Origin of the sequence: Parafrankia irregularis, from assembly GCF_001536285.1 — a bacterium.
Taxonomy (GTDB): Bacteria; Actinomycetota; Actinomycetes; order Frankiales; family Frankiaceae; genus Parafrankia; species Parafrankia irregularis.
In genome coordinates this window covers 1-16,598 of record NZ_FAOZ01000057.1, presented here as the reverse complement: position 1 = coordinate 16,598, position 16,598 = coordinate 1, and the positions used below count along the sequence as shown (strand labels likewise).

At 70.3% G+C, this 16,598-nt stretch carries 27 protein-coding genes and 1 pseudogene; 1 reads left to right on the top strand and 27 read right to left on the bottom strand.

Features of this window, described 5'->3' with window-relative positions; all coding sequences use genetic code 11:
- The 10 genes from AWX74_RS37995 to AWX74_RS40565 all read right to left on the bottom strand — a co-directional run.
- Positions 1 to 1,661 (bottom strand): FtsK/SpoIIIE domain-containing protein (locus AWX74_RS37995; protein WP_091287112.1); only part of this gene is annotated, 1,661 nt, incomplete at its 3' end.
- Positions 1,658 to 1,981, bottom strand: coding sequence for a hypothetical protein (locus AWX74_RS37990; protein WP_091287110.1), 324 nt, complete (start codon positions 1,979 to 1,981; stop codon positions 1,658 to 1,660). The genes AWX74_RS37990 and AWX74_RS37995, both read right to left, overlap by 4 nt.
- Entirely contained in the window at positions 1,968 to 2,204 is a 237-nt protein-coding gene (locus AWX74_RS37985; protein ID WP_091287106.1) for a hypothetical protein, read from the bottom strand. The genes AWX74_RS37990 and AWX74_RS37985 overlap by 14 nt, the downstream gene beginning before the upstream one ends.
- On the bottom strand, positions 2,201 to 2,347 hold the full coding sequence (locus tag AWX74_RS40575; RefSeq protein ID WP_165615971.1) for a hypothetical protein: 147 nt from the start codon (positions 2,345 to 2,347) through the stop codon (positions 2,201 to 2,203). The genes AWX74_RS37985 and AWX74_RS40575 overlap by 4 nt, the downstream gene beginning before the upstream one ends.
- A 92-nt stretch (positions 2,348 to 2,439) precedes the next feature.
- On the bottom strand, positions 2,440 to 2,604 hold the full coding sequence (locus AWX74_RS40570) for a hypothetical protein (protein ID WP_165615970.1): 165 nt from the start codon (positions 2,602 to 2,604) through the stop codon (positions 2,440 to 2,442).
- A gap of 51 nt (positions 2,605 to 2,655) precedes the next feature.
- Positions 2,656 to 3,816: a hypothetical protein gene (locus tag AWX74_RS37980; protein WP_091287101.1), complete on the bottom strand. Its 1,161-nt coding sequence runs from the start codon at positions 3,814 to 3,816 to the stop codon at positions 2,656 to 2,658.
- Positions 3,813 to 4,448: a hypothetical protein gene (locus AWX74_RS37975; protein WP_091287098.1), complete on the bottom strand. Its 636-nt coding sequence runs from the start codon at positions 4,446 to 4,448 to the stop codon at positions 3,813 to 3,815. The genes AWX74_RS37980 and AWX74_RS37975 overlap by 4 nt, the downstream gene beginning before the upstream one ends.
- 20 nt (positions 4,449 to 4,468) lie before the next feature.
- Entirely contained in the window at positions 4,469 to 4,768 is a 300-nt protein-coding gene (locus AWX74_RS37970; RefSeq protein ID WP_091287094.1) for a DUF6284 family protein, read from the bottom strand.
- Positions 4,765 to 5,163, bottom strand: a complete 399-nt coding sequence (locus AWX74_RS37965) for a hypothetical protein (RefSeq protein WP_091287090.1) — start codon at positions 5,161 to 5,163, stop codon at positions 4,765 to 4,767. The genes AWX74_RS37970 and AWX74_RS37965 overlap by 4 nt, the downstream gene beginning before the upstream one ends.
- Complete coding sequence (locus AWX74_RS40565) at positions 5,160 to 5,303, bottom strand: hypothetical protein (RefSeq protein ID WP_006539051.1); 144 nt, start codon at positions 5,301 to 5,303, stop codon at positions 5,160 to 5,162. The genes AWX74_RS37965 and AWX74_RS40565 overlap by 4 nt, the downstream gene beginning before the upstream one ends.
- 296 nt (positions 5,304 to 5,599) lie before the next feature.
- Here AWX74_RS40565 and AWX74_RS37960 point away from each other — a divergent pair, with 296 nt between their 5' ends.
- The gene (locus tag AWX74_RS37960; RefSeq protein WP_242666609.1) at positions 5,600 to 6,868 is read left to right on the top strand and encodes a helix-turn-helix domain-containing protein; all 1,269 of its coding nucleotides are present in this window, start codon (positions 5,600 to 5,602) and stop codon (positions 6,866 to 6,868) included.
- On the opposite strand, the gene AWX74_RS42770 is transcribed toward AWX74_RS37960, so the two are convergent.
- The 17 genes and pseudogenes from AWX74_RS42770 to AWX74_RS40560 all read right to left on the bottom strand — a co-directional run.
- Entirely contained in the window at positions 6,827 to 7,222 is a 396-nt protein-coding gene (locus tag AWX74_RS42770) for a GntR family transcriptional regulator (protein WP_091287084.1), read from the bottom strand. The genes AWX74_RS37960 and AWX74_RS42770 overlap by 42 nt on opposite strands.
- Positions 7,223 to 7,659: 437 nt before the next feature.
- Entirely contained in the window at positions 7,660 to 8,844 is a 1,185-nt protein-coding gene (locus AWX74_RS37950) for a tyrosine-type recombinase/integrase (RefSeq protein ID WP_091287081.1), read from the bottom strand.
- Positions 8,844 to 9,059, bottom strand: a complete 216-nt coding sequence (locus AWX74_RS41035; RefSeq protein ID WP_207550505.1) for an excisionase family DNA-binding protein — start codon at positions 9,057 to 9,059, stop codon at positions 8,844 to 8,846. Before AWX74_RS41035 ends, AWX74_RS37950 begins: the two co-directional genes overlap by 1 nt.
- Before the next feature lie 193 nt (positions 9,060 to 9,252).
- Positions 9,253 to 10,467, bottom strand: a complete 1,215-nt coding sequence (locus AWX74_RS37940) for a DUF3631 domain-containing protein (protein ID WP_091287073.1) — start codon at positions 10,465 to 10,467, stop codon at positions 9,253 to 9,255.
- Complete coding sequence (locus tag AWX74_RS37935; protein WP_242666607.1) at positions 10,464 to 11,375, bottom strand: bifunctional DNA primase/polymerase; 912 nt, start codon at positions 11,373 to 11,375, stop codon at positions 10,464 to 10,466. Before AWX74_RS37935 ends, AWX74_RS37940 begins: the two co-directional genes overlap by 4 nt.
- Positions 11,376 to 11,446: 71 nt before the next feature.
- Positions 11,447 to 11,635 carry a hypothetical protein gene (locus AWX74_RS39755; RefSeq protein ID WP_131799657.1) on the bottom strand — a complete coding sequence of 63 codons (189 nt, stop codon included), beginning with the start codon at positions 11,633 to 11,635 and terminating at the stop codon, positions 11,447 to 11,449.
- A complete protein-coding gene (locus AWX74_RS37930; RefSeq protein ID WP_207550504.1) occupies positions 11,632 to 12,519 on the bottom strand; it encodes an adenine nucleotide alpha hydrolase family protein in 888 nt (295 codons plus the stop codon). The genes AWX74_RS39755 and AWX74_RS37930 overlap by 4 nt, the downstream gene beginning before the upstream one ends.
- Positions 12,516 to 12,815, bottom strand: coding sequence for a hypothetical protein (locus AWX74_RS37925; protein ID WP_091287066.1), 300 nt, complete (start codon positions 12,813 to 12,815; stop codon positions 12,516 to 12,518). The genes AWX74_RS37930 and AWX74_RS37925 overlap by 4 nt, the downstream gene beginning before the upstream one ends.
- Complete coding sequence (locus AWX74_RS37920; RefSeq protein ID WP_131799656.1) at positions 12,812 to 13,249, bottom strand: hypothetical protein; 438 nt, start codon at positions 13,247 to 13,249, stop codon at positions 12,812 to 12,814. Before AWX74_RS37920 ends, AWX74_RS37925 begins: the two co-directional genes overlap by 4 nt.
- Positions 13,250 to 13,365: 116 nt before the next feature.
- The gene (locus tag AWX74_RS39750) at positions 13,366 to 13,545 is read right to left on the bottom strand and encodes a hypothetical protein (protein WP_131799655.1); all 180 of its coding nucleotides are present in this window, start codon (positions 13,543 to 13,545) and stop codon (positions 13,366 to 13,368) included.
- Positions 13,546 to 13,622: 77 nt separating this feature from the next.
- Entirely contained in the window at positions 13,623 to 14,084 is a 462-nt protein-coding gene (locus AWX74_RS37915; protein WP_091287059.1) for a single-stranded DNA-binding protein, read from the bottom strand.
- A gap of 47 nt (positions 14,085 to 14,131) precedes the next feature.
- A complete protein-coding gene (locus AWX74_RS37910; RefSeq protein ID WP_091287055.1) occupies positions 14,132 to 14,638 on the bottom strand; it encodes a hypothetical protein in 507 nt (168 codons plus the stop codon).
- A gap of 42 nt (positions 14,639 to 14,680) precedes the next feature.
- Complete coding sequence (locus tag AWX74_RS37905) at positions 14,681 to 14,863, bottom strand: hypothetical protein (protein WP_091287050.1); 183 nt, start codon at positions 14,861 to 14,863, stop codon at positions 14,681 to 14,683.
- Between the two features lie 80 nt (positions 14,864 to 14,943).
- On the bottom strand, positions 14,944 to 15,066 hold the full coding sequence (locus AWX74_RS42230; protein ID WP_278184689.1) for a hypothetical protein: 123 nt from the start codon (positions 15,064 to 15,066) through the stop codon (positions 14,944 to 14,946).
- A gap of 21 nt (positions 15,067 to 15,087) precedes the next feature.
- A complete protein-coding gene (locus AWX74_RS37900) occupies positions 15,088 to 15,462 on the bottom strand; it encodes a hypothetical protein (RefSeq protein WP_091287046.1) in 375 nt (124 codons plus the stop codon).
- Positions 15,462 to 15,677 carry a hypothetical protein gene (locus AWX74_RS37895; protein ID WP_091287043.1) on the bottom strand — a complete coding sequence of 72 codons (216 nt, stop codon included), beginning with the start codon at positions 15,675 to 15,677 and terminating at the stop codon, positions 15,462 to 15,464. Before AWX74_RS37895 ends, AWX74_RS37900 begins: the two co-directional genes overlap by 1 nt.
- Before the next feature lie 255 nt (positions 15,678 to 15,932).
- Positions 15,933 to 16,598: pseudogene (locus tag AWX74_RS40560) on the bottom strand (hypothetical protein); the annotation flags it as partial.

Genomic DNA, 16,598 nt, shown 5'->3' with positions numbered 1-16,598 from the left:
AAGCACGCCCGGTTGGACAGCACCTTGGCGACCTTGCGGGGCAGCGAGTCCGCCGACGGGACGGGTGTGGCGAAGATCAGGGTGACGCCGTACTTGCGGGCCTTCGCCACGATCTTCTCGATCAGCTCGGCGGCCTCCTCGCCGACATCGGAGACGAACAGCTCCTGACACTCGTCGATCACCACGACCCGGGGTCGCATGCTCGGATCGGCTTCGGCCAGGGCCCGGGTGAGCTTCGGCTCACCGGCGGCGGAGAGCTTCCGTCCGCGTTCGGACAGCTCGGACATGAGCTGCTTGAGGGCGCCGAGCACGGTCGGGATCTCGTCCGGGTCGTCGGAGACGAACAAGGTCCGCAGCCGGGGTCGCAGCGGGTCGTAGTCGGCGTTGACGGCCATGCAGTAGACGTCGACGTCCACGAGCGGGTCGAGGATCGCACCCAACAACGCGGTGATGATCAGCGTCGACTTGCCGGAGCCCATCATCCCGGCGACACCCCAGTTGGCTTGGAACAGCCGGCCGAGCACGACGTTCCCGCGCGGGTCGACCCCCACCGGCACGCCCTTGAAGTAGTCAGCGCCCCCGGTGGTGAGCAGCGGCCACGGCGCCACCGGTTTGGTCAGGCTGCCCTGGTCGGCGATCCACAGGTCCAGCACGCCGGGGGCGTCGCGGGGTTCGGTCGGCCACACCTCCACTGGGAGGCGGAGCAGGTTGTGGGCGAGCACGGGCTTGCTGTTGACGATCATCTCCACGGGGACGGCTTCGGGGAGCAGGAGCCGGGCGTGCCAGCCCTTGCCGTCGTAGACGGGCGGGTCGATCCACCGCGGTGTCCAGCCCTCGCGGAACTTCCGGTTCAGCGCCGGCAGGTTCAGGTTCCGCAGCGCGTTCGTGATCGCCCGCTCGTCCGGAACCACGTCCCGGCCTCCGCCGTCGGCTGTCGGCGCGGACACCCAGGCGGGTAGCTCGGAACGGGACCGGCCCAGATGCCACAGCCAGGCCGCCGCACCGCCGGTGGCGGCGAGCAGGAAGGTGGCGCCGTAGACGGCGAGGAACCAGCACACGAACGTGACCAGGTCGATCACCCCGACGATCGGGGCCAGGACGTAGCCGGGGTCATGGTGGCCCAGCGCGAGGACCACACCGAGCGTGAGCAGCAGCGCGGTGAACCCGACCAGCCCCGCCGCGGCGGCCCGGACCAGGACGACGGGCGAGCGGACCCAGTCCATGACGCGGGCGTGGCGGCGTGCCTTCTCCGCGACGTCGCGGGCCTCCCACTCCCGCAGGCTCTCCTGATCCCCCGCGATCTCCGCGCGGCGCATCTGCCGCTCGTACCGCGACGCCCCGTGGGAGTCCTGCCACCTGCGGTAGGCCACACTGGCACCTGCGACCGGGTACCACAGGTTCCGGGCGACCAACTTGGCGCCGGTCGTGGTGCGCGGGTTCGTGGCGACGTCCTTGCTCCTGCGGAAGACCAGCCGGGCGTCAGCGGTGTAGATGTCGCGGCGCAACGCGGCCCGCTGGCGTTGGGAGACCTCCCGCCATTCCTCAACGGTCATCACCTCCCCTTCGAGGGCGGGGCGAGCGGCGGGCAGGTGGTGGACCGTCGCCAACTCCTGCTCGCCGTCGGTGTCGTCCAGGTCGGGCGGGATGTCGCTGGGGGTCATGAGGGGTCTCCGTACAGCTCGGGCCGGTCATCGGCCTCGGTGCCGACCGGGCGGGCCGGCGTGGGGTGGTGAGCAGGACGCTCGGACAGCTGCGGTCTGGCGGCGGGCGTGGCGTCCAGCTCCGGGCGGGCGGCGCGGGCCGCGCGGATCTCCGCGGCGGCCCACACCGCACCAGCGAGAGCGGACAGGCCGATCAGCCACACCGCGACCGTCGCGGCCAGGAACAGCGGCACCCCGACAGCGAGCAGTTCGGCCAGATGCCAGCCGATCCAGTCCGCCACCTGCTCGGCGCGGGTCCGCGGGTGCTCACCGGGCGGCATCGGACGCCCCCTGTCCGGCGGTCAGCGTGTGGGTGGTGACGTAGGTGTCCGCGCGGCACATCGCCGCGTGCAGCACCCGCGCGCCGAACAGCAGTCCGGTCCGGACTGAGTGCGCGAGCAGGAACAGCGCCAGCACGATCACCAGTCGGCCTACCGCCACCCCGCCGTAACGGGCGAGAACCGCGTCCACCAGTCCCCGCGGCAGGTCCGACGTGCCGGTCACGACACACCCCCGGCGTCGGGAATCAGCGGCCTGGCGAAGGTCCGGGCGGTGGCGCCGTCGAGCAGGCGGCGGGAACGGGCGGTGTGGTCGCGGTGGTGGGGTTCGGTCCCGGGGGGTGCCGTGGTGCGGCCTGGCGGCGTCATGATGGGGGCTCCTCCTGCGTGCTGGTGTGCGCGGTTGGGGTCGGTGCGCGGCGGCGACCTTTGGCGAGAGAGACGCCGCGCACCGGGCGTGGCTACGGGGTGCGGCGGTAGCGGGGGCGGATCAGGTCGAGCTGGTCGGCGATCAGGTCACCGGCGGCGTCGTGGCCGGACAGGGTCAGACCGGTCAGGGTGCGGGTGAGCGCGGTCTGCTGGGCCCGGACACGGGAGCGGGTCTGACGGCGCGGGGAGCGGGCCATGGTCGGGTCCTTTCGGGAGGTGTGCGGGTCGTGCCTGTCGGCGTTCGCTGGTCAGGACGCGACGTCGTCGGGGACGACGGACAGGCCGGGCGTGCGCCGTGCGGCGTGCGCGGCCAACAGCCGCTTGGTGCGGGTCTCGCCGATGCCGAGGTCGGCCGCGGTGCGGCGGATCGACTGCGAGTCGACCGCGTCGCCCATTGCGTCGAGCGCGGCGAGTAGCTCGTCATCGGTGCGCTTCGGAGGTGCCTTGCGTCGTGCGGTCGGGGGCACGCGGGTGCCCTTGTCCGCACGGGGCTTCGGCGCGGTCCGCGTAGTCCGGACGGACCGCGGCGCGGCGGGCTGTTCGGGCTGGTCAGGGGTCGAACTCGGTGCCACATCGGCGGGGGCTGGCGGGGCACTTTCGGCAGGCTGGTCGGGGGTGTTGGTTGGGGCGGGTTCGGCGGGGTGGAGCGTGCTCCGGTCCGGGGTGTACAGGCCGGGGGTGTAGACGAGATGTGCGGTGCCGTCCGCGGCGAGTTCCACCACGGCGTTGCTTGCCGCGATGCGGCGGGCCTTGTCGATACGGCGTTGCGCCGCACGGTCGATCCGGGCCTGAGCACGTTCCGCGCGGGACCGTGGCGGGGTGGCGACGGCGAGCTGATGCGCCACGACACCGGAGATCGACACGACGGCCATCACCGCGCCGGTGACGATGCTGCGCTGCGCGCCGTGGGCGAAGTTCAAACCGAACGCCACCGCACCGAAGATCACGACGCCGGCGGTGAGCATGAGCGTCGGCCGGGCGGGGTACCGGCGCCGCGACGTCGTGATGGCCATCGCGAACGCCCACACCCCCAGCTCGCTAAGAGCGGGTAGTACGGCGCCGGTGGCGTTGCCGTACAGGTGGTAGCCGTAGATCGCCATAGCGGGGATCGCCATCACCGCGGACACCGCAGCCAGCGGGTAGATCAGCAGCTCTACTGCGTGGTCGGACCGCCAGGTGGCACGCTGGGCCTTCCGCTTCTCTGCGGCGGCCTGCCGGATGGCCCGGGCGGCGTCCCGGTCGGCACGGTCCTCACGCTTACGCGCGTCCCGAGCTGCCAGATCCGCACGGTCCTGCTCCCGGGCGGCAGCCAGGTCTGCGCGGTCCTGCTCCCGGGTCGCGGCCCGGTCTGCGCGGCGCTGCTCCCGGGTCGCGGCCCGGTCTGCGCGGCGCTGCTCCGCGAAGCTCATGACCACACCCCCAGCGGGGCGTGACGGGCGATGGTGTGGAGATCGTCTGCGGTGAGGTGTCCTCGGTCGGCCAGGGCGGCGGCGACAGCGGTCACCGTCGGCCAGCACTCGTCCAGCAAGCGGCGGGCGGTGGCGCACAGCTGGCGCCAGTCATGCCAGGCGGTCGGGTCATTCGTGTGGACCGACAGCGGGAGCGCGGATGCGGCTACCGTCCCCGTCCGGTCACGCATGCCGGCCATCTCCGCGACCCACCCGCGGGCCGGGGTGTAAAGCCCGGACTGGTGCAGCCACATCATCGCGGCCTGCTGGCCCGCCGCGTTCATCACGGCGACGTCGACCCAGTTCGTACCGTCTTCCCACGGACCGAACCGGACCTGTCCCCGGTCCTCATCGGCGCTGATGGCTACTTCCGCGCAGATCGCGGGCAGGCCGAGCCGTTGACCGATGACGAAGTGGCCGGCCTCATGCATGCAGACCAGGTCGCGCCACTGCGTTTCGGTGAGGGCCGCGACGTCTCGCGTGGAGATGCCCGCCGGGGCGAGCAGGTGGACGGGTGGGCGGTGAGCCGTCCGATACAGCCCGTCGTCGGTGTCGAGGCGGTGCCAGGTCGCCCCGGCATCGGTGGTTGTCATCGCCACACACCCCGGGCCGGTCAGGCGGTCCGGCGCGCGTCGAACGCGGGCCGGACCGTGCGGAGCGGGCGGGGGGAGGTGATCGGCCGGTGGGTGTCCGGGCCGGTCGGAGCGAAGCCAGCCGCGACGGTGGCGTGGTGCTGACGGGCCGCGGCCAGGCGGCGGGCCGCGATCTCGCTGTGGTCACCGGCGGCGATCGCGGCCTCGGCGCCAACAACCGCGATCCCGGCAGCGATCAGCGGCCATTCCGCTTCGATCGCGGCCAGCTCGCCGGCGGTCGGACCCACCAGCACGTCGAAGTCCACGACCTGGCGGCTCATGCCTCCACCCCCGGCACGACCGGAGCGGCGACCTGGCGGGCCGCGGCCCGCACATCGGGATCGCGGACCACTGCGTGCAACGCGACACGCACATCGAACAGAACCAAGTCGATGTGCAGCGACAGGTAGTCGGTGATCGCCCTTGGAACCAGGGGACGCCCCAGGACCTCGCTCAGGACCTGCATCCCCGCCAACCTCTGCTCGTCTTGCTCACGAAGAGACAAGGAGGAGAACGGCAAGTCGAGAGTGACAACCAGACCGACGGCCGGACGGGCCGTGGTCAACAGCAGCGGAACCGCGCCGTTCACGACCGCCAGCAGCGCAATGCCAGCCCGCAGCGCGTCAGTCTGCGCCGCGACCTCCGACGGATCCACCGGACCCAGCGCGGCGCTCATCGGCCACCGCCCTTACCCGACGTCCCATCGAGGATCACCGTCCACGAGTCCCGCGACGGCTCCTTGTCACCCGGCAGCGTCGGCCACGGACGGCTGTTACCGTCATCACCCGCCAGCGGGCGGGGCAGGGCATGCTTCATACGAGTTCTCTCCTCACGGTGGGACTCCGGACCCCGGTGCGGTGCTTGGCGGCTTCGGCACCGGGGTCCGCTTTCGATGTAGGCCATATTGCTTTGGCCTAGGCCGTATGTCAAGCCGTTCCGCAACCGGCCGCGTCACCACAGTGAGACAGGACGAATCGTTACGTAAGGTGACAGGTCGGTGACACCGTGGGGACGAGTGTGGGGACAGGGCGTGTCCCCACAAACCGTCACTACTCGGCCTCAAGCGGAGGCCTCACACTCGTAGGCGAACCGCTCAAGAGAGGGAGGCTTCCGTGGCCAACGACTCGAGTACCGACGGTCAACGTCCCGCGTGGGCTCGGAGACTCCGCGAGGAACGCGACGCCCGAGGCTGGTCTCAAGCAGACGCCGTTCGTGCTTTGCGCGGCCACGCGGGTGCCACGGCACTGACCAGCGACAGCAATCTGGTTCGCAACTGGAAGCGCTGGGAGGCAGGGGAAACCGTCCCGGACGACTTCTACAAGCCGCTACTCGCAAAAACATTCGGTACGGTGACCGGTGCACTATTTCCAGCACCGAAAGCACCTTCGTCCGAGGAGGATCTTTTGGCAGCCACGGGAATGGGCACGCTTGAGATCGTCTCTCGAATGAGAATGTCCGATCTTGGACAGGGAACGCTAGATGCTTTGGCAATCACAACCGAGCGACTGTGCTGCGAATATGCCTCGTCGCCGTCACTTCAGCTCCAGGTAGAAGGGCGCGCCTGGCTCGGCCGGATTACTGGCCTCCTAGACCAACGACTGACGCTCGCGCAGCACCGGGAACTGCTGATGCAGGCAGGCTGGCTAGCACTTCTGGTTGGCTGCGTGGAGTACGACCTAGGGGACAAGAGGGGAGCCGAGGCCACCCGAAGGGCGGCAATGTCGCTCGGCAATGAAGCGGGGCAGGCGGAAATCTCTGGGTGGGCGCACGAGATGCAGGCCTGGTATTGCCTAACTCAAGGCGATTATCGCGGAACCATTGTCGCAGGTGAGGCGGGGCAACACGTGGCGCCGAACTCTGGGGTAGCGGTACAGCTGGCAGCCCAACGGGCGAAAGCTTGGGCGAGAATTGGGGACCGGCGTCAAGTGGAAGTCGCCCTTGATCAGGGGCGATCGATGCTTGAGAAGCTGCCATACCCCGACAACATTGAAAACCACTTCGTGGTCGACCCTGCGAAGTTCGATTTCTACGCCATGGACTGCTACCGCATCCTTGGCGAAGATCGCCTGGCGGAGACCTATGCCCGCCATGTAATCGAAGCCGGGACCGATTTTAGCGGACGCGAGCGGTCCCCAATGCGAAATGCAGAGGCCAGGATAACGCTCGGCGTCGTCGCCGCGCGTCAAGATGATGTAGACCAAGCCGTCGCGTACGGACAAAGGGCGCTGCAGGGCGATCGTCAGTCGATACCATCGCTCCTCATGTGTTCGCGCGAGCTTTCGACTGTCCTGCAAGAGCGCCATCCCGACAATGCCGAGGTACGCGATTATCTCGACAACCTACGCGACGTCGCGAGCCTTCCTGCGCAGACGAACGACTAGAATTGACCCTCCAGCAGCGACGTTGAGCTGACGCGCAACACTCTCCGATGCCGTAATAATCTCGGTGGATGAGATCTCCAGATCTTCATCAACTTCGACTAGTAGCGCCGAATCAACCCGATCTTCGTCACCGCATACCGTCGTCCCACCTCGCCCCGCAGTCCGAACAAGATTCTCCATCTGGAGAATCGCTATAGCCTTGTCTGCGGTGGGACGCGAGACCCCCCAATCTTTCGCTATGTCTCTAATCGTAGGCAGTCTTTGACCAGGAGAAAGGTTTCCTAGTTCGATTTCTTTACGGAAATGATCGGCGATTGTTGCGGAGCCGACGCGCTCAACTGATTCCGCTGACATTAGCTCTCCCTCCCAAGTCGGTCGTCGCACTCAGCCTAGCTCCCGTCATGAGCCATCCACGGATCAACATCATGGCCGACTCCTTGCTGCCCCACGCACTCATCGACGACTACGGGACGCCCACGGCAGCGACCCCGCCGCGACTGTGGCGCTAGCGGGTGCCTGGGGGGCGCCACGGGGCTCCTGGAGAGATCCGGGTGCCGGCCACCGGCGGGCCAGTAGTCGCGGCGAGACGGGGTCACTCGGGGCCACTCGGGGCCGCGCGGTCCCGAGTCGGGCGGCCTGATCCAACCTTTGGATCAACCTTCCAAGCTGGCCATGCCGGTTCGATCCCGGTCACCCGCTCCGCCGCTCCCTCCCTGACCAGGGCGTTGCCCCGGGCAGGGAGGGAGCACGCGCGGTTGATCGACACCGGGTGTCGGGCCATCCACGGGCCACTAGGCCGGTACGAGAACCCCCTCAGCTCCGTCGTCGGGGTCGTCGTCCGGGCGTGGCGCGGGAGGTGTCGCGCCACGCTGCTGTGTGGCCAGGAGTGCGCTCAGGGCGTCCGCGATGGCCGCGTCGGCCTCGGTGGACGCGTGTTGGTAGATGAGCGCCGCGCGGGGCGAGTCGTGCCCCATGCGCGTCATCAGGTCCCGGAGGCTCGCACCCGTGCGGGACGCCAGCGTGTTGCCGGTGTGACGCAAGTCATGAAAGTGCAGGTTCGGCACACCGATGGCGGCAACCGCATCCGACCACCCCACGAGCTTCCGGAAGTTGCCGCGCCGCAGGAATCCACCCTTCGGCCCCGTGAACACGAACGCTGCCGGATCGTCTGCCACATACTCGGCGAGGTGGGTCCGAAGCCACGGCAGAATCGCCGCGGGGAGCGACACCGAACGGACACCGGCGCGGGATTTGGGCGGGCCGATCGTGGGCCCTTGGCCGCGAATCTCAACGAGGGACTGCCGGACGCTCACGACGCCGCTCTCGGTGTCGAGGTCGCGTCGCTGAAGCGCGGCCACCTCACCCCACCGCAGCGACGCGAAGGTGGTCACGAGCACGAGCGCCCGGTATCGGCCGCCCAATTTATCGGCGAGAGCGAACACCTGTGGAACGGTCAGGACCGGACGCTCAGGAGCATTCTCCCGGTCGGCCCCGGGAATCCGGCACGGGTTGGTCCTGATCAGCTCATCCTCGCGGACGGCCGTCATGAGCACGGCGCGCAGCAGCCGGTATGCCTTCGCCGCTGTGCCTACGGACACACCGGATTCGAGGAGCCTCGTCCGCCACTCGCGGATGATCGGGGTGGTGAGCTTGCCGATCGTAATACCCCCAATGTGCGGCACGATGTGGCGCGTGAGGAGTCCCGAATACAGGCCTATCGTGCGCGGCCTGAGGTTCGGACGCTCGGCAATCCAACGGGTGGCGTAGTCGGTGAGCGTCACTTTTCCCCGCTCCGGGTCGATCCATTCCCCCCGCAGCATCTGGCTCTCCACGAGGGTCAGGTATCGCTCCGCTTCGCTCTTGCGCGCGAAGGTCTCGGGTGCGTTGCGGGGGAGGCCGTCCGGCCCGGGATACCGGACCTGGTACCGGCCGGATTCCCGGCGGCGGATGCTGCCGAATCGGCGGCGCGCGGCCATCAGCTGACGCTCCTCATGTCGCGCCAAACCTCGGATTCGGTGAGGGGTTCGACGCGGCCGGCGGAAACGTGCGCGTCCACGTCCGTCGCCGCGAGGCGGACCGATCGGCCGATGCGGTGGAACGCAATTCGCCGTTCGGCGACCAGTCGACGCACGTACCGGACGCTCATGTTCATCCGGTCGGCCGCCTGCTCCACGGTCAGGATGTCGCCCAACGGCGCCGGTGGGGTCGCGCCGGAGGTTGGTCGCGTAGACGCTCGGTGGCGGGTGGGTATCGCAAGGACCACACCGTCCGTCTGTGGGCTGGTGAGGGGTTGGGTCACGATGGGGGTGCCTTCCTTCGCTTCGAGTGGATGAGGGCAGGTGCCCCCGGCGGGGCGCTGGGGAGTGGTCCGCCGGGGGTCGGTGTCATGCGGCGGCGGGCTGGTGGGTGGGTGCCGTCCCATCCGTCCCAACGTCATCGGTGCTGGTGGGAGGGGGTGTGGTTGGGACGGCGGGACGGATCGATCCGTCCCACGGCCAGGCGGGGTGGTCGTCGGGTCCGTCAGGCGGGTCGGTGGGGGGTGGGCAGTAGCGGCGCCAGGCGTCGGTGAACACGGCGCGTTCGTAGCCCTTGGCCTGCTCGCCGTTGTCGGGGCGGATGTTGCGGCTGTGGATGCCGTACTCGCGTAGCAGCGCGGCCAGGCGGCGGGCGGTAAGACCACCGGGCCCCATGTCGGCCCAGGGGGCTTCGACGTCGGCGTTGAGGAGGGTGAGAAGTCGGGTGGTGGTGATGGCGGTGTCGGTGCCGAACGCGGTGCGGGTGTCGCACAGGAGCCGCACGGTGATCGAGGGGTCCTCATCGGCGGCGGCGGTCTCGGCGAGCAGGACGGCGAGTGCCCGTCGGGCCCGGTCGGGCCACGCCCCACCCGCGTGGTCGGCCACGGCGATCAGTGGTTCCCAGGTGTCGGCGGCGCGGTCGTCGACCGGCATGGCCGGTTCGGCCTGCTCCAGCTCCGGGAGGGCGGGCCGCAGCCAGGCGGACAGCTCCTCAGCGAGTTTGCGCAGTCCGGGCCGGTCGCGGCGGTGCCGGTACGGCGCCACCGTCTCGCCAGCGGCACGGCGACGCATGCGGATGATGACCGCGCGGTCTTCGACGGTGTCGGGCATGGCGCCGATCCCGGCAAGTGCGGCCATGGCGAAGGTGGGCAGGACTTCTCGCGTGCGGGTGGTGTGGTCCCACCGGATCGCGGGCCGGTTGCGCTGGTGTCCGGCGTTGAGCAGGCCACGTAGGTCTTCCTTGGCGTCACCGGACCGCGCCGTGCCGAAGATCGTGTCTGCTTCGTCCACGAGCAGGGTGGGCGGGTCCTCGTCGATGCTGCGGTACACCGCCGCGGTGGATGCGTTGACGGTGATCAGCGGGTTGTGGCAGGTCGCTTCGACCACGTCCAACAGGCGGGACTTGCCGCATCGCTTCTCCGGGGCGCGGATGACCAGCCGGGGGGCGTGCGCCCACGCGGGTTGGGCGTGGGTGGCTGCTATCCACAGGGCCACGGCGTCGACCGCTTCGGGGGTCGGGAGGATCACGTACCGGGTGAGCGCGTCGTGTAGCCGGTCCAGCGCCGTGGCGCTGTCGGCGGTCACGGGGTGAGGCCTTCCGCGGTGAAGCCACCCGCGATGGCGGCGCGGATGTCCCGGTCGGTCTGCTCGGCCCGCCGGCCGACATCGGTGAGCACCGCGACGGCGTCGGTGACGGTGAGGTGTCCGGCCAGGACGATCCGGGCCACCCCACGCGCGGCGCCGTAGAGGGTGGTGCGGCGGCGGCCTTCGGGGGCACGGGTGACGGTGTCGAGGGTCGCGGCGAGCAGCGCGGACGGATCTGAGATGCCCCCTCCCCCAAATCGTGGGACGCGGGTCGGGTGGGCGGGCTGGCGGGGCGTGGCGGGCGGGCTGGTGGGTGTGAGGCACGCGGCGATGAGGGCGGGGGGCATCTCATTCACCGGGTGGTCACCCACCCACCGGTAGCCGCGGGCAGCACCGGCCGGCGTGGACGGCGGTGCGACGACCAGACCGCCGTCGGTCTTGATGTCGACCCCGGCCCTGCCGGGCAGCTTCCCAGGCAGCGGCCGGCCGGGGTGCTGGTAGTAGAGGTGCCAGCCTCCGCCCGGGGTGGCCACCGTCGCGGTCGGGGTCATCAGCTCCCGATCGAGCTGCCCGCCGTTACGCGGGTCGATATCGACCACGGCCAGGCCGGACACGGCGCCGGTGCGGATGGCGAGCAGACCGTCCGGGACAGCGGCGAGCATGGCCGCGGCACGGTCAGCCTGGTCAGTGGCCGCGTAGAACCCGTGGCAGGTCAGGCACGGGCAGGTCTCCCGGTCGTGACCCGGGTCGCCCTTGCTCGCCTGGCAGGCCGGACAGTTCGCCACCGGACGTTTGGTCCGGCCCAGGACGAACACCCGCCGGCCCGCGGCGATGAGGTCTGCGGCAGCGGCCTGCCGGGGGTCGACGGTGTTGGGACGGATCGATCCGTCCCGCCGTCCCAGCCGCACCCCGGTTGACCTGCATGTTTGAGGGTGGGACGGATGGGACGGCACTGCCGTCCCATCCGCGCACGGCACGGTCATGGCACCTCCGGTCGTGGTCGGGGGATGGTGAGGTAGATCCGGACCCGTCCACCGGCCCGGTCGGGGTAGGCGCGGCTCACGAGCGCCGCCGGGAACAGGCCACGCAGGTCGGTGAGGGTCTCCGCGACGTCGGCGGGCTGGCCATGCACCCGGATCGCCACTCGCGGCGGTGGGCTGGTGGTCATGCGGCTTGCCCGCTTCGGCAGCCGTAGGGCGAGCAGCCGTCCGGGTCGCCGTCCTCAGCGAGCTCGTCGAGCAGGTCGCCTTGCCGGTCTCGCCATTCCGTGCGGGTCACGTGATCGATAGGCGCCTGGTCGAGGGGGAGCAGCGATCGGTGCAGGTACGGCTCTCCACGGAGGCCCACCCGAACAGTCCGGGCACGCATGGCCCGGTCGACCTCCACCGCGTCGGCGAATTCGTCGGGGTGCTGGTCACGCATCTCCCGCCACGCCCGGTTGCCGTGAAACGGGCAGCCGATACACGCCGATTTCGGGGTGTCGGCCCATCCCCGTGCAGTCAGCCAGCGGACGCAATCCCGCCGGGACATGTCGAGGTCGAGCAGCGGATAGCGGGAGGTGATGTAGGGGGCGTCAGACTTGCCTGACACTCGCTGGATCTCATCCGTGGAGAAGCCGATCCACTGCTCCACCCACACATCACCAGGCACCCGGGCACGGCCCGGGTAGCCGATCAGTTCCCGGACTTTCCGGGTGATGGGCCGGATCTTGTGTTCACGGGTGCACTCACGGACCGCTGGTGCGCCACCACCCGCGGCAGTCGCGGTGAAGACGGGCAGGCGGATACGTCCGGACGGCGAGGTCAGGGTGTGCTCGCGCAGATTGCCGTTCGAGACGCGGTACAGCGGGATACCGGCGCCGGTCAGCTCCCCTTCAAGCCGATCGAGGTGGCGGTAGACCCTTGCGGGTTCCCAGCCGGTGTCAGCGAAGATCGCCGCATCTGGTTTCGGGAGTGTGCCTTCGGCAGCGAGAAGCGCCAGCGTCGTCGACTGCACACCAGCCCCCAGGGAGAGCACCGTCAACGCGGGAGGCTCGGCAGTTCGGCCGCTCACGCGGCCCGCCGGTATCGACGTCGGACCCGGTCAAGCGCGGCGGCGTGGCAGGCCTGGCACAGGGGCCTGCCGCCCGTGCCGTAGCGGTGGTGGTAGGCATGGCAGGTCACGCACGGACCCACCTCGTCCAGCGGGATGCCGAGATGACCGGCAAGGGTGCGTAGCGCGCTACTGGCGGCGCGGGCGGCGGTGGCGTAGGCGGGGTTCGGCGCGCTCCGACCGGCGGTGTCGAGGATCGTGCGGGGCGTCGTGCGCCAGGCGTCGACCTGCCCGCGGACCCACTCCCCCACGGTCATGCCGCACCGCCAGGCGGACCGGCCTCATCGGTGCTGAACATCGGAGGCTGGTCCTGGCAGGAGTCGCACACCGGCCGGTCACCGGCCGACGTCGACACCGGGACGGTGACCGGCACGCGGCAGATCCGGCACGGCCTGCTGGTGGTGGTCGGCGGGATCGCGGCCATGGCCTTCGGGTAGCTGCCGGTGTTCAGGTAGACGACACTCGGGCAGGTGGCGGCGCCGCGGCGGTACCGGAACTGGCAGCCCCGGCAGGTCTTCTCGGCCTTCGTGTCGCTGGTGCCGACGCCGTGGCGTCCGGCCACGGCCGCGCGCTCCGCCGGGGTCAGGCCGCGGAACGCCTTCACGGCGGCGGTGATGAGTGGGTCGATCTCGCCGGGCAGGGTCGGTGTGGGGGTCGGGGGGCGTGCGCTACGGGCACGAACTGCGGGCATGATGAGCAGGTCCCTTCCAGGGGTGAAGTGGTGGCGGCGGGCCGACCTCGTGAGGTCTGGCCGGACACGTCGGGGGCCGACCTGCCGCACCACGGGTGCCCTCCGCGTGCAGATGGTCAGTCCAGGCCGCGGCGTAGGCCGGTGATCTCGCGCTTGAGGTGCCGGATGGAGCCGTCCAGTTCCGCCTTTCGCTCCGAGGTGGTCTCGGGCCAGGTCAGTTCGTCGTTCCAACTGCTGACCTGCGACTCGCGGTCCGCGACCATGCCTTTGAGCTGACGTCGGTGCTCTGCGTTCACGTCTCGCCTCCTCGTGGTGTTCCTGTCACGGTGGGGATTAGGGTGGGTCGTCGCGTCTGGTGGATCAGTGCGCGGGGCTAGAACGGCGGCGCGTCCAGATCGCCACCGGACGGCGGGGCGGACCACGGGTCACCACCACCAGCGGCAGGTCCGGTGGTGCCGGTGCCGGTGCCGCGGGCGGCCCTGCTCACCCGGGCGGTGGCGAACTTCAGGGACGGGCCGATCTCGTCGACGTCCAGCTCGAAAACGGTGCGCTTATCACCCTCACGGGTCTCGTAGGAGCGCTGCTTGAGACGTCCGGTCACGATGACCCGGGTGCCCTTGGTCAGCGACTCGGTGACGTGTTCGGCGGCCTGCCGCCACAGCGAGCAGCGCAGGAACAGCGGGTCACCGTCGACCCACTTCCCGGACTGCTGGTCGAAGGTGCGCGGGGTGGACGCGATGGTGAAGCCGGCCACCGCGACCGCATTCGGGGTGAACTTCAGCTCCGGGTCGGCGGTCAGGTTCCCGACCACCGTGATGACGGTCTCTCCAGCCATGACAGGTGTCCTTCCGGGGTGGGTCGGCGGGTGAAGTGGCAGGGCGGTCAGGCCAGCAGGTCGTAGACGGTGACCGGGATCCCCGTGCCGGTGGGGGTGTCGGCCCACATCCAGGCCTCCTCGCCCTCCCACGCGACGACACGGATGCGGGTGTGGCTGAGGCGGTCGGCGGCGTGGGACCACACCCGGTCCTCGCTGCCGAGGCCGTTGCCGTAGGGGCTGGCGCCGCACAGGGCGGTCATGGGCCCGTCGATCCAGGCACGGACGGCGGACAGCGCGGTCGGCGTGGTCAGGTGACCGGCCAGGACGAACGCGATGAGTTCATCGCCACCGTCGTAGTGCTCCAGCACCCCGACGTCGGCACCGTCCACGGTCACGGTGTCCATGGCCGGGAAGACCTGCTCCATCCGGTCGGCGCTCTCCGCAGCGGCCTGTAGACGAAGGGCTCTGTCACGCTCGCGGTGACGACCGGCTTCGATGAGGAGGTCGAGGCGGACGCCCCCCACGGCGATGACGGCGTCGTCGGCCGTACGGCGGCGGTTGATCAAATCCACGGGTTCTCCTTCATCCGGGCAGGCGGGTGGGAGGGGTCGGGGTCAGAGCGCGTCGATGAACGCGGCCAGGCCCTGGGCGACGTCGACACCAGCGCGGGCAACGGTGGTGACGGTGGCGGCGGCCTGGGTGGGCTGGCGGGCGGCGTAGACCACGAACGCGACCAGCGCGACGGTCAGGACGAGCGGCCAGCGGCGGAATCGGCGGTTGAGACGGGCGTGCTTCACGAGACATCCCCTTCGAGGGACAGGCGTTGGGTGAGGGGTGGACCGGCGCCGGGCGGCACACCGGGTGGTGCGGGTGTTCGCTAGCGGTTCAGGGAGCCGTGCACGACCTGCCGGTGGGTCTGCTTGTGCTGGGCGAGTTCGGCGGCGGAACTGGCGGTGAGCTTGGAACCGCAGTCCGAGCAGGTGTGGGTGTGAGCGGCCATGCGGGTTCTCCGTCTCGCGGATCAGCGGGGGGTGCAGCCGGTCGCGCAGTACGCGCCGCGGCTGGTGACGGTGAGCGGGCCGCGGGTGCCGCACCGGTCGCACGCCGGCATGACGGGCACGGCCGGTGCGGCGGCGGTCTTGCGGGTGCGGGTCGTGGTGGTGCGCTTCTTCGGCATGCGGGTGCGGGTCGTCTCGGTGCCGAACCTGCTCGTCCGACTGGTGGTGGTCCGACCGTCGACGGTCAAGCTCCGGCCGACGATCCGGTCGGCAGCCCGCTGCGCAGCGCCGACGACCTTGTCACCGACGGCGCCGGCGGTGCAGGCCGGACACGGCTTGCGACCCTTGCCACGGCCGACGAACTTCGTCCCGCGGCAGCGGGGGCACTTGGCAGCCATCAGTGGCCACCCGACCGGTGGTGCCTGTGGGTGCAGGGGACGCGGCCAGCGGTGTCCCCGAAGACGAACCCGATCGATCCGAAGTCGTCGCAGTCGGGGCAGCGGCCGGGCCGGATCCGGTCGCTGTTCATCGTCCACTCGGGCCGCGGCGACCCGGGGTCAAGCTTGACGGTCACCTTCTCCTTGGATGGGTCGCGGCCGAACAACCTGGGCATCAGACTTCCTCACTCTCTGTAACTGCCAGTGGGTGTGGTGGGGGGAGGGAGGCACGGGTGGGTGCCTCAATCCCGTGTTCGGGGCTTCGGTGGTGCTGGTGTGGGGGTGGGTCCCTCGGGTCCCTCCGCGGGCAGCCCGGGGTCGTTCACGCTGCTAGACGGTGGTGCCGGACCGAGGGAGTCAGCGAGGGAGTCGGCGAGGGAGAACTCCCTCGGTCCCTCGGGGGTCCCTCACGGGTCCCCCCGCCCGGGTGGTCACGCTGTGTCGAACTCGTTGGCTGTCTCGTCGGCGGGGTCGGGGGTGTCCCGGTCGGCCATCGCGGCGGTGAGACGGTCCGCGTTGACGCACATCTGCCCCCGGGTCTTGTAGGGGCGCGCGGAGTCCGGGAGCTCCTTGCGGAGCCGTTCGAACGTCCACCCCCGGTAGAGCTGGGGGCGCAGCGCGGCGAGACCGGCCAGGACTTCCTGAGTCCGCATGATCGGATCGGGTCCGGCGGCGCGGATCACGGTGCGGGCGTCCGCGAGGTAGTCGACCTTCTCCGCCTGCTCCGGCCCGTCGGTGAGGGCGGCCGGTGGGGTGTCGAGCAGGGCCATGGCCCGTTCGACGACGGGGGTGACGTCGTCGACGCCGTCACCGCGACGGACGTAGAAGCAGCGCAGCAACCCGTCGGCGGGCGTGAACCCGGACGCCATCGCGGTCCCGAGGTCCCCGAGATCCACGGTGCCGTCGGCGGCGACGGTCATCGGCCGCAGCGTCGTGGCGGAGATCCCCGCCTTGTGCTTGCCGGTGCCCAGGATCGCGTCGTTGCCCTGGTGGTCACCGATCGCGAAGCACGCCCGGTTGGACAGCACCTTGGCGACCTTGCGGGGCAGCGAGTCCGCCGACGGGACGGGTGTGGCGAAGATCAGGGTGACGCCGTA

What these genes read in the sequence shown, in the direction of transcription:
- AWX74_RS42770 (WP_091287084.1), bottom strand. Translation starts at nt 7,222, where the DNA reads ATGTCAGCGGAATCAGTTGAGCGCGTCGGCTCCGCAACAATCGCCGAT.
- AWX74_RS40570 (WP_165615970.1), bottom strand. Translation starts at nt 2,604, where the DNA reads ATGGCCCGCTCCCCGCGCCGTCAGACCCGCTCCCGTGTCCGGGCCCAG.
- AWX74_RS37900 (WP_091287046.1), bottom strand. Translation starts at nt 15,462, where the DNA reads ATGGCTGCCAAGTGCCCCCGCTGCCGCGGGACGAAGTTCGTCGGCCGT.
- AWX74_RS37920 (WP_131799656.1), bottom strand. Translation starts at nt 13,249, where the DNA reads ATGCCCGCAGTTCGTGCCCGTAGCGCACGCCCCCCGACCCCCACACCG.
- AWX74_RS37965 (WP_091287090.1), bottom strand. Translation starts at nt 5,163, where the DNA reads ATGAGCGCCGCGCTGGGTCCGGTGGATCCGTCGGAGGTCGCGGCGCAG.
- AWX74_RS37990 (WP_091287110.1), bottom strand. Translation starts at nt 1,981, where the DNA reads ATGCCGCCCGGTGAGCACCCGCGGACCCGCGCCGAGCAGGTGGCGGAC.
- AWX74_RS40575 (WP_165615971.1), bottom strand. Translation starts at nt 2,347, where the DNA reads ATGACGCCGCCAGGCCGCACCACGGCACCCCCCGGGACCGAACCCCAC.
- AWX74_RS42230 (WP_278184689.1), bottom strand. Translation starts at nt 15,066, where the DNA reads ATGGCCGCTCACACCCACACCTGCTCGGACTGCGGTTCCAAGCTCACC.
- AWX74_RS37925 (WP_091287066.1), bottom strand. Translation starts at nt 12,815, where the DNA reads ATGACCGTGGGGGAGTGGGTCCGCGGGCAGGTCGACGCCTGGCGCACG.
- AWX74_RS37975 (WP_091287098.1), bottom strand. Translation starts at nt 4,448, where the DNA reads ATGACAACCACCGATGCCGGGGCGACCTGGCACCGCCTCGACACCGAC.
- AWX74_RS37915 (WP_091287059.1), bottom strand. Translation starts at nt 14,084, where the DNA reads ATGGCTGGAGAGACCGTCATCACGGTGGTCGGGAACCTGACCGCCGAC.
- AWX74_RS37970 (WP_091287094.1), bottom strand. Translation starts at nt 4,768, where the DNA reads ATGAGCCGCCAGGTCGTGGACTTCGACGTGCTGGTGGGTCCGACCGCC.
- AWX74_RS39755 (WP_131799657.1), bottom strand. Translation starts at nt 11,635, where the DNA reads ATGACCACCAGCCCACCGCCGCGAGTGGCGATCCGGGTGCATGGCCAG.
- AWX74_RS37950 (WP_091287081.1), bottom strand. Translation starts at nt 8,844, where the DNA reads ATGGCCGCGCGCCGCCGATTCGGCAGCATCCGCCGCCGGGAATCCGGC.
- AWX74_RS37895 (WP_091287043.1), bottom strand. Translation starts at nt 15,677, where the DNA reads ATGCCCAGGTTGTTCGGCCGCGACCCATCCAAGGAGAAGGTGACCGTC.
- AWX74_RS37980 (WP_091287101.1), bottom strand. Translation starts at nt 3,816, where the DNA reads ATGAGCTTCGCGGAGCAGCGCCGCGCAGACCGGGCCGCGACCCGGGAG.
- AWX74_RS40565 (WP_006539051.1), bottom strand. Translation starts at nt 5,303, where the DNA reads ATGAAGCATGCCCTGCCCCGCCCGCTGGCGGGTGATGACGGTAACAGC.